Raw genomic sequence first — 12,732 nt, forward strand, 5'->3', positions numbered from 1 at the left:
GGTCTCGCCATGTCCCCCGCTTGACGATGAAAAGATGAAAAGGAGCCCCAGCATAGCTAAATCCCCCGCAGAGGGGATAATGGCCCGCTGTCTTTTTGCCTCAGACCCCTTTTTACCCTTTCAGCTCAGGAAACCCGACGCAATGTTCGAAATCCAGCCGATGAACGCTGACACCTACCGGCAACAGACGCGGCGCAGCACGGTCATCATTGCCCTGATCTTCCTGGCGCTGGCGATGCTGCTGTCCTCGGCGGCAGTGGCGCTGTTCGGCACGCCCGGGGGCGACAATCTGCGCTTCAACGTTGGTGGCGTGTTCGTTGCCGTGCTGGTGATGGTGGCGCTGATGCGCAAGGTGTTCTGGCGCCAGGCGTGGATGGCGCCGGCGGTCTACAGTTGGCAGCTCAAGCGCAGCCTGATGAGCATCACCAATGTCATGCATCATGTAACGGCGGCCGTGGAACGGGGTGATCCGGTTGCGATGAAGCTGTTGCGTTTCTACCATTTGGGCTTGAATCAGATGCATCAACTCGATGGCAACTCCAGTGACCATGGCCAGTTGATCCGCGAAATGGACCAGCACAAGGAACGGATGCAAGCGCAGGGCATCGAAATCGAACAGACACGGCTCGATCCGGCGTGGCTGGAGGCACTAAGGCAGGCGTCGCGCTAACATCATGGCGAGCCCGGCTCGGGCATAGTGAGCAAAAACGGCGGTCAGGAAGGCTCGTCCGTCATCGACACACAGGGAGCACCATGGGACATCCATTGATCAACGATCAAATTGAAATGCGTCGGCCAGCCGTGCCCCGGCTCAAGGTCCGCTCGGCGGTGACCTTGCTGGTGGCGGTGTGTCTGTCGATGGTGGCTATCGTGATCTGGGAAGCCTGGAGTTCACGCCAGTACCACCTGCATGACAAGGAAGTGGTGATGTCCAACCTTGCGCAGACCCTGGCTTCGCAAGCGCAGGCAACGATCAAGCAGGCCGATACGCTGCTGTTCACGTTGGTCGATCGCCTGGAGCACGACGGCGTGGATCAATCCCGGCTGCCGGCATTGCTCAATGCCCAGCGCAGTGAACTGAGCCAGCTCCATGGCTTGTTCATATTCGACGAAAATGGCCAATGGCTCGCCAATTCCAATGGCGCCGGCCAAACCGGCGTCAACAATTCCGACCGTGAATACTTCATCTTCCATCGCGACAACCCCAGCCGAGGGCCGCACATCGGGCCGTCGATCAAGAGCCGTTCGAGCGGCGAGTGGATCCTGACGGTTTCGCGTCGGCTCAATCATCCCGACGGCAGTTTTGCCGGCGTGGCGCTGGCGACGATTTACCTCACTCATTTCCTGCAACTCTACGACAGCATCGACATGGGCAGTAACGGCGTGATCACCCTGATCGCCGACAACGCCAGCATTGTCATTCGCCGGCCTTTCAAGGAGGCGGATATCGGCAGCAGCCTTGCCAAGAGCCCGTTGTTCACCCAGTTGTTGCCCAAGGGCGATGCGGGCACGGCCACGATCACGTCGGTCATCGACGGTGTCGAGCGGGTGACGGGGTACCGCCGGGTCGAGGGTTATCCGCTGATCGTGTTTGCCGCGCTGAACAAGAATGAAGTGCTGGCCAGTTGGCGCAAGGAAACGCTGCTCAGCGCCGGCATCGTCACGCTGTTGCTAAGTGTTCTCGGAGTACTTGGGTTCCGGCTGATCAAGCTGATGAAGCAGCAGAACCTGGTGCAGGTCGAGTTGCTGGACACCCAGGACAAGCTCCTGGAGGTCAATCGCAACCTCGAAGGCCTGGCCCTCAAGGATGCACTGACGGGGCTGGCCAACCGGCGTCAGCTCGACGCGTTCATCGATGCCGAAATGGGCCGTGCCCGACGCAGCCAGAGCGAGCTGGCGCTGCTGATGATCGATGTCGATCATTTCAAACCGTTCAATGACCGCTACGGTCACCCGGCCGGTGATGAGTGTTTGCGCAAGGTCGGTGCGATCATCACCGACAACATCAAGCGCCCCGGTGATCTGGCCGCGCGTTATGGTGGCGAGGAGTTTGCGGTGGTGCTGCCCGGCACCGACTACGTGGGGGCATTCCTGGTGGCGGAGAAAATCCGCCGCGCGGTGCTGCAGGCTGAAATTGCCCACAGTGTCAGCCCGGAAGGCGCCGTCACCGTCAGCGTTGGCGTGTGTGCGACCAATGGTGCGTCCCAGGTTCGCTCCGAAGACCTGATCGGTGCGGCGGACAAGGCGCTGTACGTGGCCAAGGCCAGTGGGCGCAATATGAGTGTGATTGCCAACTGAGGCTCAGACGTCAGGCAAACCGGTCCGTTCCCTGGACCCGTCGGGTCAGGCGCGAGATCGACAACATGTGTCACATCCTTGGAGGGGGAAGGGGTCAAAAGATCGCAGCCTGCGGCAGCTCCTACGGGAAGCTCATGGTCGTATGTAGGAGCTGCCGCAGGCTGCGATCTTTTGATCCTGGCTTCAGGTAGCCCGCCGCAATCGCCACTGCCTGATCAATCGAAGATAGACCAACACATTGATCACCAACACCACGCTGCCCAAACCCAGCTGAATGCCGGGCGTCAGGCCCGCCGGATAAATCGCCGGCCAAATGTAATGCTCGATGAACCCACCGCCATAGCCGGTTTGCCCGGCCCCCTGGCGCATGCGGTTTTCCCAATCGGTCAGCGGGCAGGGCAGGTGGAAGAATTCCACCGCCATCCCCCACAGCGCAGCGGGCGGATGCCACCAGATCAGGTGGCGCCATTTGAGCACCAGCAGCCCGCCGAACACGACAAACACAATGAACGACAGGTGAAACAGCATCAGCCCGTCGGCGGCGATTCGGTACAGCATGTCGGTGCCCCTGAAGGCTGATCGAATCGCTCCATGGTACTCGGGCCGGTGGCGGGTGCTCTATCGATTGCCGCGATCCAATGTCCTGAGCACGCCTTTCAAACGTTCGGTCATCGATTCGCTGCTGCGTTGCATCGGTGCGCGCAGTTCGTCTCCGATCAAGCCTTGCAGGGCCAGCGCGGTTTTCACCGGGGCCGGGTTGGGCTCCAGGAACAGACTGTTGATCAGCGGCAGCAATCGGAAAAACGTGGCGCGACCTTCAGCCAATTGGTTGTCGCGGATCTGCCGGTGCAACTGCACGAACAGGTCCGGATGGACATGCGCCGACGCGGCAATTGCACCTTTGGCGCCCAGGCACAGGGCATTGAAGATCTGGTTGTCTTCGCCGCACAGCACGTCGACATGGCCGCTATCGAGCAGGGCGAGGGTGTTGGAAAAGTTACCGCCGCAATCCTTGATCGCGACGATCCGCTCGTGGGCGACGATGTTGAGCAGGGTCGCCTGTTCGAAGGCCACGCCGGTACGGTAGGGGATGTCGTAGAGAATCAGTGGCACGCTGGAAGCATCGGCGACCGTGCGGAAAAACACTTCCAGGCCGGCCTGGGACGGGCGGATGTAATACGGCGCCGGCACCAGCAGGCCCGCCACCGGGCGCTTGAGGATCTCGCTCTGGAACTGCAACAATTCGGTCAGGTTGTTGCCGGCCAGGCCCATGACCACCCGTTGCGCCGGCACCAGCTCCAGCACGGCATCAAGCACTGCCAGTTGCTCATGTTTGCCCATCGCCGCCGGCTCGCCGGTGGTGCCGCAAACGATGAGGCCGTCGACACCTTTTTCCAGCAGATGGCTGACCAGCCGGCGCAAGCCGACGAAATCGATGGCGCCGTTGTGGAAGGGGGTGACCAGTGGAACCCAGATACCCTGAAACGCTGACATGCTTTTTTCTCCTGATGGTTGACCGATTTCGTCACCGTCAGGGGCATGGAAGGAGAGTAAGCAAGGGGAGTGTGGTCCGGCGCGCTCAATGTCCTGTCAGCTCATCTGACGGGACAGCGCGCCCCGGTCACATGAGCGACTGTTTCTTCGATTTGAGGGCGTGCGCAACGCAACCTTGCGCCTTGGCAATCAAGCCAATGACGGAAGAGTTGAGGTTGAAGGTTGCGGACATACTTGCTTACACCCTGAGTGAGGCGCCCAGTTTTAAAAGCCGGCGCGCCTTTTGTCAATCACGAAAATCAGCGAACTCGGCGCGCATCCGGCCATTGTGCTTGGCTTTGTAGAGCTGATGATCGACCTGCTCGACAAACTCCAGGGCCGTCGCGTGCATCGATGCCAGGGTGGTGCCGACGCCGAGGCTGATACTCAGCAGTTTCGACACGTTCGAGAATTCATGGGGGATCTGCTGCTGGCGAATCAGGTGCAGGCACTTGTGCGCCACCAGTCTGGCGGATTCGGCATCGGTTTCCGGCAACAGCCAGACGAATTCTTCACCGCCGATCCGGGCGATGAAATCCCGTGGCCGGTTCGCCGCCAGGGACAAGGTTTGCGCGACGCGGCGCAGGCATTCGTCACCCTTGATGTGGCCGTAGTGGTCGTTGTACTGCTTGAAGTAGTCGATATCCAGCACCATCACCGACAACGGCAAGCCGGTACGCTGGGCCGTGTTCCACTCGCGTTCCAGCACGGTGTCGAACATGCGGCGGTTGGCGATGCCGGTCAGGCCGTCCTGGAAGGAATACTCTTCCAGTTGTTTTTGCAGGCGGATCAAGTGTTCTTCGGTTTTCTTGCGCTCGCTGATATCGAACATGAACCCCACCAGCGCCTCGACTTCGCCGTCCTTGCGCACCACGTGCACCACATCGCGGATCCACACGTACTCGCCGCTTTCGGTCAGTGCGCGATAGTCGGCCTCGTGATCGATGCCGGCCCGCGATTGCGAGACACAGAAGTCCATCACGTAGTCGCGATCATCCGGGTGCATGCGCTCGACCCAGTCATTGACCGAGGCCCAGCTGTGCTGCTTCCAGCCCAGCAGTTCTTCGATCTGTGGCCCGATGTAGCTGAAGGTCATGGTTTTCCAGTCGATGCGCCAGGGAATGGCTTTGGTCGACTCAAGCAGGGTTTTGTAAACGTCGCTGTCGGTTTCGACTGAACTCATGAAGGGCCTGCCTCGATGAAAAATGCAGGGCCATCATGTTGCTAGCACTTTGGCGAATCAAGCGGGCAGCCGATGAATGGCATGCTGGCGTCTCAGTGAGCAAGATTGTTCAAGCCATTGGCCGCCACAGCTGGCAAAGTCTCAGGTCTTTCCCTGTCTGTAGACTGTCATGTCCAACTCAATCATGCCGCGCAGTGCCTTTTTGCGCGGTGCTGCGGCGATCATGCCGCTGTCCCTGGCCACCGCGCCCTGGGGCTTGCTGGCCGGTTCCATGGCCATCGAAGCCAACCTCACGCCCCTGCAAGGCCAGGGCCTGTCGAGCATTGTGTTTGCCGGTGCGGCGCAACTGGTGGCCATCGGCATGCTCAAGGGCGGTGCCGGGATCTTTTCGATCCTGCTCACCACGCTGTTGCTGACCTCCCAGCATTTGCTTTACGGGATGAGCATGCGTTCGGTGATATCGCCATTGCCGGGGCGCTGGCGTGCGGGGCTGGGTTTTTTGCTCACCGATGAGCTGTTCGCCCTGACCAGCCAGCACGACAAACAGCAATTCAACCGCTGGTACGCCCTGGGCGTGGGCCTGACGTTCTACATCGCCTGGAACCTCTTCACCCTGGCGGGCATTGTGCTCGGCAGCAGCATCCCGGGCCTTGAACACCTGGGCCTGGATTTCTCCATCGCGGCCACCTTCATTGCCCTGATCACCCCGGTAGTCCGCAACGTGCCGACCGTGGTGTGCGTGGCGGTGTCGCTGTTTTGCTCGGTGCTGTTCAGCTACTGGCAATGGGGTTCAGCGCTGGTGCTGTCGGGGCTGGCGGGGATGACCGCCGGGTTTGTCTGCAATAAATTCTACGGTGGACGCACATGATGGTCTGGGCTGTGATTATCGGAATGGGCGTGTTGGTGTTCCTCAACCGCTACGTTTTTCTCGAGCCGCGCCTGCCGGTGCGCCTGAGCAGCAATGCCCGGCAATTCCTCGGGTTTGCCGTACCGGGCATGTTGACCGCTATCTGTGGGCCTATTGTGTTCATGCCGGAAAAACAGCTGAACCTGCACTGGGACAACCCCTATCTGATCAGCTCGTTGGTGGCGGTGGGGCTGGTGCTTTACACGCGCAATACGTTGCTCAGCATGCTGTTGAGCATGGGCTTCTTCTTTTTGCTGCGCTGGTGGCTCTGAGCGGAGGGTAACTGATCTAAGCTTAAAGTGGATGACCGATCCCTTCAGGAAGAGAGGTGAACATGGCCAATGAACCCAAGCGTCCGGACCCGGAAGAAGACGTGGACGAACCCACGGAAGAAGAGATTGAGCAGCAGAAGCGTTCGGTACCGGACTGGAAGCATCCTGACGACGGTACGGAACTGTCAGAGCCTGACCGCAAGTTCTGATCAGCGCATACGACAAAGCCCCGCTTTTTCGAGCGGGGCTTTGTTTTGATCACCCCTGTTCCAGGATCTCTGGAAAGTCGGGGTGGACTGCACGATATCCCAATGTCCTGTCGATCCATGCGTTCAGCTCGTTGACCATGACCGGCGGTTTGCCCGGATAGTTTTCAAGGGTTGAACTCAGGATTTCATGGATGTCGGGAACAGATCGAAGGTTGCGGGTTTGTAGGTATTGCTTGATGAAGCAGGCGAGTGGGTAGTGCTCCGTCTTTGTAAGATGAACGCACGCCAGACCCACGACTTGATCGTTTTTATAGTCGTCGCGCAATTTAGATCTCTGCAAGGCTTGTTGTTGAGATTTCCCTGATCATTGACTCTTTGGTCAACTAATGGCGTTGCTGGAAATTCGGCGCGAATGCTAGCCGTAGTGCTCGGGATTGTATCTATTTCGACGATGGAGTCTGACGGGCGGTACAAACGTCCCAGTTTCTGTTGTCAATTGAATGAAACGGCCTGTGTCATTTTTAGCGGTGATGTTTGTATAGGCGGTTTTATTAATGACCGCCTTACTGTCGTAACTGATAAGTTCATGGCACTTGTTCAATTAACGCAGCGCCCTGGTTCCTGACATTGCCGACGGCCTTGTCCACCTTGTACCACTCGAATACGTTACTGACCTCGCCCTGGGATAGCGCCATTTCCTCGGCGCGTTCCTTGGGCGTGGCCGGGTCCAGCCATTCCCGCGCCAGTTCGGGCGAGAACACCACCGGCCGCCGGTCATGCACGTCAAGCAGGCCGCCTGCACTGTCCGCCGTGAGAATCACGAAACCGTCGTGCTCCCTGTGCGGGGCTCCGCCGATGGGGTACTGGCCGATGGCCGCGCAGAAAGCCGGCGCCCGGTCCCGTCGCCGGATCAGCCAGGGCTGTTTGTTGCCGTCACCGGCGTCGACCCATTCAAACCAGTTATCGATCGGGCAGATCGCGCGATGCGGCCAGATGGCCCGGAAGTACGGGCCGTGGGCGACTTTCTCGACCCGGGCATTGATCGGCTCCGTGCGATCCGTTGCCCAGTGCGGCCGCCAACCCCAGCGCACGGCGTCGGCGTGCAGCCGCTCGTTCTCCAGGTGCAGCAGGGCAAGTTGCGTGGTGGGCGCCGCGTTATAGTGCGCCAGGGGGTCGTTGCCGACATGGTTGACCAGCGCGTCGGGGATGCTCAGCACCGCCACGAAGTCGTGAATCCCGCGGTATTGCGACAGTCGTCCGCACATGGCCTGACACTCTGGTTGAGCGTTTTTTCAGTTTAGTAGCTGGCGACGAAACAGGCTTGGCAAGCGTTGGAACCAAAGCCTGTGTACCTTATCCAACCTCGGCCCGGCGTCCCGGGCGAAGGATTCCCGCCAACTTGCATTTCAATCGTGATGGTCTGGCCCAAGGCAAAAGATGAAACAGTGGTTCAAGTGTTTAACGGTGTGCGCCCTGGCAGTTGGTTTGCTGGGCTGTATCGCCGCACCCATTGCAATGACGCCGCAGACCGAACAGCGTTTGCAGGCGCAACCGCCCATCCGTTTTCTGCTGACGTTCGATGACGGTCCCAGTGCATCGAGCTGGTGGAATCCGACCGTCACGGTGCTTGAGAGCCTGGCGCAAAACCCGCTGCAGCCGGGGATCAAGGCCGTGTTCTTCGTGCAAACCCGCGCGCCGCGCGCCGGTGGCAGCGAATTGGGCCGGGACATCATGCGGCGCGAACACGCCGAAGGTCACATTCTGGGCTTCCACACGGCAACGCCCTGGCACACCAATCATCGCTCGCTGGAGCCGCAAGAACTGGAGCAGGCCCTGACCGATGGCAGCGCCGACATCGCGGCGATCACCGGCGCCCCTCCAACCCTGCTGCGCCCGCCATTCTGGAACTACGACAAGCGCACCTTCGCCGCTTATCAACAGCATGGCCTGCACGTGCTGCTCACGGACTTGAGCGCCAATGACGGCAAGATCTGGGGATTCAACGCCAGCCCCCGGCGCCGGTCGCACATGCTGCGCTCGATGTCTGAAGTGCGCGAACGCATCGCTCGTGGCGAATTGCCGGTGGTCGATGGGGTGATTCCAGTCGTGGTGACGTTTCACGACCTCAACCGCTATACCGCCCGGCATACCCGTGAATACCTGCAGATTCTGCTCGACAGCGCCCGGGAGACCGGCGTGAAAACCGCGGACAAGCCGTTCTACGACGACCAGGCTGTGCTACAGCGGGCGGCCATGGCGCGCACCGTGCGCGATGGCTCGCAGCCGGTCGAGTTGCCGGGGTTCTGGAACTGGATCTGGGGCGGGAACGCCCCTTAAAACGAGCAGGAATGAGCGCTGGTTAACAGTAATTGCGAATGATTTCTTGTGCAGATTCGCAAAGTGTAACTAAGCTGAAACGGATCCAATAGAATCGATTGTCGCCTGAGGGACCGGCCATGCTTCCGATTTCAGTGCTTTGCAACATCGTAGAGTCCGGTTTCGAACCATTGTCGTGCGAGTGCACGGAGAGTCTCGGGCTGCTGCGCATCGAAGTCTTCGACCCCGTAACCGGGCGCGTGGCGCTGTTGATCAGTGGTGTCTCGACAGCCGAACTGACCAGCGTGCGCGCCATCTCTGATTTTATCGGCGAGTTGCGTACCGAGATGAAGGCCGGGCGCCGTGCGTTTGCCGGCTGATCGTTGCCGACAGGGTAAACACTGACCTGTGGCGAGGGGGCTTGCCTGTGGCGAGGGGGCTTGCCCCCGTTGGGGTGCGAAGCGCCCCCAAAATGGTCCCTACGTTCATCTCCGAGAAACCGGATAACGGCTTTTAGGGCCGCTACGCACCCCAACGGGGGCAAGCCCCCTCGCCACAAATGATCATCGTCTTACGCTGCCCGCGGCAACAGCTCATCAATCATCCGCAAACAATGGCTCAACCCCGGCGAAACATCCCCCACCCGTCGGCTGAGGATGATCGGCGAGGTCGCGTTGTCTTCCAGCAAGGGTGTGAAACCGATGTCGTCGCGGTGCAGCAGTTGCACCGAGGCCGGTACAAGCGTGACCCCGATTCCCGCCCCCACCAGACCGATCGCCGTTTGCAGTTCGTTGGTCCACTGCGCGACGTGGATGCTCACGCCATAGGACTCAAACAGCGCGATCACATGGTCGGCGTAACTCGGCCGTGGATTGCCGGGGTACAGCACAAAGGGTTCCCTGGCCAGTTCCCGCAGGCTGATGGGACCGGCGAGCAATGGATGGCCGGCGGGCAGGGCGGCGACCAGGCGGTCTTCGGTGAGCACGGTCTGGACGATGGCCGGGTCGTCGATGCGGATTCGGCCAAAACCGATGTCGATGCGCCCGGCCTTCAATGCCTGCACCTGTTGCAGGGTGGTCATTTCCGACAGGCCCAATTCCAGCTCCAGCGGTTCGCCACTGCGTAACCGGCGGATCAGTTCCGGCAGCACGCCATACAGGGTCGATGGCGCAAAGCCGATACCCAGCCAGGTCTTTTCACCCAGGCCGATACGCCGCGTGTTGTCGCAGACCTTGTTCAGTTGTTCGAGCAGGGCGGTGGAGTGCTCATGGAAAAACCGCCCGGCGTCGGTCAACTTCAGTGGGCGGCCGCGCTCCAGCAACATCACCCCCAGTTCGTCCTCCAGTTGCTGGATCTGCCGGCTCAACGGCGGTTGGGCGATGTGCAGGCGTTCGGCGGCGCGGGTGAAGTTGAGGGTTTGAGCCAGCACCTGAAAGTAACGCAGGTGACGCAGTTCCATGGGGCCTCCGGATTTTCAATTGAATACCTTTAAGGTATCAAGCCAGACCAATTCTATATTGGCCGCCCGGAAAAAGCCGTATGAGAATCCGACTCAGAACTTCAAGAACCTGACGGGTATCGAAATGCTTGCAACCGCCATTGAGTCGATCGAGACGATCATCGTCGATCTGCCGACTATCCGCCCGCACAAGCTGGCCATGCACACCATGCAGAACCAGACCCTGGTGATCATTCGCGTGCGTTGCGCCGACGGCATCGAAGGCATCGGCGAATCCACCACCATCGGTGGCCTGGCCTACGGCAATGAAAGCCCGGACAGCATCAAGACCAACATCGACACGCACTTCGCCCCCTTGTTGATCGGCCAGGACAGCGGCAACGTCAACGCCGCCATGTTGCGCCTGGAGCGCAGCATCCGTGGCAACACCTTCGCCAAATCCGGTATCGAAACCGCGCTGCTCGACGCCCAGGGCAAACGCCTTGGCCTGCCGGTCAGTGAATTGCTCGGTGGCCGCGTGCGTGATGCGCTCCCCGTCGCCTGGACCCTGGCCAGCGGTGATACGGAAAAAGACATCGCCGAAGCGGAAAAAATGCTCGACCTGCGCCGCCACCGCATCTTCAAGCTCAAGATCGGGGCCGGCGAGGTCAATCGCGACCTGGCCCACGTCATCGCCATCAAGAAAGCCCTGGGTGACCGCGCCAGCGTGCGTGTCGACGTCAACCAGGCGTGGGACGAAGCCGTCGCGATACGTGCCTGCCGAATCCTCGGCAGCAACGGCATCGACCTGATCGAACAGCCGATCTCGCGCAACAACCGCGCCGGCATGGCTCGCCTGAATGCCATGAGCCCGGCGCCGATCATGGCCGACGAATCCATCGAGTGCGTGGAAGATGCGTTCAACCTGGCCCGCGAAGGCGCGGCCTCGGTATTCGCCCTGAAGATCGCCAAGAACGGCGGCCCGCGTGCGGTGTTGCGGACTGCCTGCATCGCCGAAGCGGCCGGTATCGCCCTGTACGGCGGCACCATGCTCGAAGGTGGCCTGGGCACCATGGCCTCGGCCCATGCCTTCGTCACGTTGAACAAACTGGCGTGGGACACCGAACTGTTCGGCCCGCTGCTGCTGACCGAAGACATTCTCAGCGAACCGCTGGTGTATCGCGATTTTGAATTGCACGTGCCGAAAACGCCGGGCCTGGGCCTGAGCCTGGATGAAGAGCGCCTGGCGTTCTTCCGTCGCGACAAGACCACTCATCAAGCCTGAGGAGAGCATTATGCTGTTTCACGTAAAAATGACCGTGAACCTGCCGGTCGACATGAATCCGGAGGCGGCGGCCAGACTCAAGGCTGACGAAAAAGCCCTGGCCCAGCGCCTGCAAGAGCAGGGCAAGTGGCGTCACCTGTGGCGCATCGCCGGGCACTACGCCAACTACAGCGTGTTCGATGTCGACAGCGTTCAGGAACTGCATGACCTGCTGATGCAATTGCCATTGTTTCCCTACATGGCCATCGAAATCGACGCGATGTGCCGGCATCCTTCTTCCATCCGTGACGATGACCGCTGAGCCCAGCCTGCTCAGCGCTACGCTAATAATTACAAGATGAGGAACCCTGAAAAATGAACGTCAAGATTTCCCACACTGCCGAAGTCCAGAAATTTCTCGAAGAAGCCAGCGGCCTGCTCAACGACGCCGGCAATCCACGCACCAAAGCGCTGGTCTACCGCATCCTGCGTGATTCGGTGAACATCATCGAAGACCTGGCCGTGACCCCGGAAGAGTTCTGGAAGGCCGTCAACTACCTCAACGTGCTGGGCGCGCGCCAGGAAGCCGGGTTGCTGGTGGCCGGTATTGGCCTGGAGCATTACCTCGACCTGTTGATGGACGCCGAAGACGAGCAGGCCGGCAAGACCGGCGGCACCCCGCGCACCATCGAAGGCCCGCTGTACGTAGCCGGTGCGCCGTTGTCCGAGGGCGAGGCGCGTCTGGATGACGGCGTCGATCCGGGCGTGACCCTGTTCATGCAAGGCCGCGTGTTCAATACCGCCGGCGAACCCCTGGCCGGTGCCGTGGTGGACGTCTGGCACGCCAACACCGGCGGAACCTACTCGTACTTCGATGCCTCGCAGTCGGAATTCAACCTGCGTCGCCGCATCGTGACTGACGCCGAAGGCCGTTACCGCTTCCGTAGCATCGTGCCGTCGGGCTATGGCTGCCCACCGGACGGCCCGACCCAGCAACTGCTCGATCAACTGGGCCGTCATGGCCAGCGCCCGGCGCACGTGCACTTCTTCATTTCCGCACCGGATCATCGCCACCTGACCACCCAGATCAACCTCGACGGCGATCAGTACCTGCACGACGATTTCGCCTACGCCACCCGCGACGAACTGATCGCCAAGATCACCTTCAGCGACGATCAGCAGCGCGCGGCGGCCCATGGCGTGAGCGGTCGCTTTGCCGAAATCGAATTCGACTTCACCCTGCAGTCCTCGGCCCAGCCTGAAGAACAGCAGCGCCACGAGCGGGTCCGCGCCCTGGAGGACTGATCACCCC

The 12,732-nt window shown here is 60.5% G+C and carries 16 protein-coding genes; 10 read left to right on the plus strand and 6 right to left on the minus strand.

Annotated features, from left to right (window positions below):
- The first annotated feature begins 142 nt into the window (after positions 1–142).
- The gene (locus ACEN83_RS10710) at positions 143–670 is read left to right on the plus strand and encodes a DUF3087 domain-containing protein (protein ID WP_495580232.1); all 528 of its coding nucleotides are present in this window, start codon (positions 143–145) and stop codon (positions 668–670) included.
- Positions 671–753: 83 nt separating this feature from the next.
- The gene (locus ACEN83_RS10715) at positions 754–2,298 is read left to right on the plus strand and encodes a sensor domain-containing diguanylate cyclase (RefSeq protein WP_495580233.1); all 1,545 of its coding nucleotides are present in this window, start codon (positions 754–756) and stop codon (positions 2,296–2,298) included.
- 183 nt (positions 2,299–2,481) lie between these two features.
- Here ACEN83_RS10715 and ACEN83_RS10720 read toward each other — a convergent pair whose 3' ends face one another.
- From ACEN83_RS10720 to ACEN83_RS10730, 3 genes are all read right to left on the minus strand, one after another.
- On the minus strand, positions 2,482–2,856 hold the full coding sequence (locus tag ACEN83_RS10720) for a DUF2784 domain-containing protein (RefSeq protein ID WP_495580234.1): 375 nt from the start codon (positions 2,854–2,856) through the stop codon (positions 2,482–2,484).
- Between the two features lie 60 nt (positions 2,857–2,916).
- The gene (dapA, locus tag ACEN83_RS10725; RefSeq protein WP_495580235.1) at positions 2,917–3,792 is read right to left on the minus strand and encodes a 4-hydroxy-tetrahydrodipicolinate synthase; all 876 of its coding nucleotides are present in this window, start codon (positions 3,790–3,792) and stop codon (positions 2,917–2,919) included.
- A gap of 286 nt (positions 3,793–4,078) precedes the next feature.
- Complete coding sequence (locus ACEN83_RS10730) at positions 4,079–5,014, minus strand: sensor domain-containing diguanylate cyclase (protein ID WP_007979000.1); 936 nt, start codon at positions 5,012–5,014, stop codon at positions 4,079–4,081.
- Positions 5,015–5,183: 169 nt separating this feature from the next.
- On the opposite strand from ACEN83_RS10730, the gene ACEN83_RS10735 reads away from it, so the two are divergent.
- The 3 genes from ACEN83_RS10735 (at position 5,184) to ACEN83_RS10745 (ending at position 6,402) form a co-directional block, all read left to right on the plus strand.
- Positions 5,184–5,882, plus strand: a complete 699-nt coding sequence (locus tag ACEN83_RS10735) for an AzlC family ABC transporter permease (RefSeq protein WP_007978998.1) — start codon at positions 5,184–5,186, stop codon at positions 5,880–5,882.
- Positions 5,882–6,193: an AzlD domain-containing protein gene (locus ACEN83_RS10740; RefSeq protein WP_165824817.1), complete on the plus strand. Its 312-nt coding sequence runs from the start codon at positions 5,882–5,884 to the stop codon at positions 6,191–6,193. Before ACEN83_RS10735 ends, ACEN83_RS10740 begins: the two co-directional genes overlap by 1 nt.
- A gap of 62 nt (positions 6,194–6,255) precedes the next feature.
- Entirely contained in the window at positions 6,256–6,402 is a 147-nt protein-coding gene (locus ACEN83_RS10745) for a hypothetical protein (RefSeq protein WP_007978995.1), read from the plus strand.
- Positions 6,403–6,451: 49 nt separating this feature from the next.
- Here ACEN83_RS10745 and ACEN83_RS10750 read toward each other — a convergent pair whose 3' ends face one another.
- Together ACEN83_RS10750 and ACEN83_RS10755 are read right to left on the minus strand one after the other, a co-directional pair.
- Positions 6,452–6,727: a hypothetical protein gene (locus tag ACEN83_RS10750; protein ID WP_116582655.1), complete on the minus strand. Its 276-nt coding sequence runs from the start codon at positions 6,725–6,727 to the stop codon at positions 6,452–6,454.
- 259 nt (positions 6,728–6,986) lie between these two features.
- Positions 6,987–7,667, minus strand: coding sequence for an SOS response-associated peptidase family protein (locus ACEN83_RS10755; RefSeq protein ID WP_116582627.1), 681 nt, complete (start codon positions 7,665–7,667; stop codon positions 6,987–6,989).
- A 172-nt stretch (positions 7,668–7,839) separates the two neighbouring features.
- Here ACEN83_RS10755 and ACEN83_RS10760 point away from each other — a divergent pair, with 172 nt between their 5' ends.
- A complete protein-coding gene (locus ACEN83_RS10760) occupies positions 7,840–8,739 on the plus strand; it encodes a polysaccharide deacetylase family protein (RefSeq protein ID WP_495580236.1) in 900 nt (299 codons plus the stop codon).
- Positions 8,740–8,858: 119 nt separating this feature from the next.
- Positions 8,859–9,098 (plus strand): DUF1652 domain-containing protein, encoded by a 240-nt coding sequence (locus tag ACEN83_RS10765; protein ID WP_495580237.1) that lies wholly within the window; start codon positions 8,859–8,861, stop codon positions 9,096–9,098.
- 191 nt (positions 9,099–9,289) lie between these two features.
- Here the strand turns inward: ACEN83_RS10765 and ACEN83_RS10770 are convergent, their stop codons facing one another.
- The gene (locus ACEN83_RS10770; protein WP_258685524.1) at positions 9,290–10,177 is read right to left on the minus strand and encodes a LysR family transcriptional regulator; all 888 of its coding nucleotides are present in this window, start codon (positions 10,175–10,177) and stop codon (positions 9,290–9,292) included.
- 124 nt (positions 10,178–10,301) lie between these two features.
- On the opposite strand from ACEN83_RS10770, the gene ACEN83_RS10775 reads away from it, so the two are divergent.
- Genes ACEN83_RS10775 through catA form a run of 3 tightly spaced genes read left to right on the plus strand, consistent with a single transcriptional unit; the run spans position 10,302 to position 12,725 of the window.
- Positions 10,302–11,441 (plus strand): muconate cycloisomerase family protein, encoded by a 1,140-nt coding sequence (locus tag ACEN83_RS10775; protein ID WP_162130297.1) that lies wholly within the window; start codon positions 10,302–10,304, stop codon positions 11,439–11,441.
- A 10-nt stretch (positions 11,442–11,451) separates the two neighbouring features.
- Entirely contained in the window at positions 11,452–11,742 is a 291-nt protein-coding gene (gene catC / locus ACEN83_RS10780; protein ID WP_007978984.1) for a muconolactone Delta-isomerase, read from the plus strand.
- Positions 11,743–11,795: 53 nt separating this feature from the next.
- The gene (gene catA, locus ACEN83_RS10785; RefSeq protein WP_116582624.1) at positions 11,796–12,725 is read left to right on the plus strand and encodes a catechol 1,2-dioxygenase; all 930 of its coding nucleotides are present in this window, start codon (positions 11,796–11,798) and stop codon (positions 12,723–12,725) included.
- Positions 12,726–12,732: the final 7 nt, after the last annotated feature.

The sequence above is a fragment of the Pseudomonas sp. Pseusp49 genome (assembly GCF_059491875.1).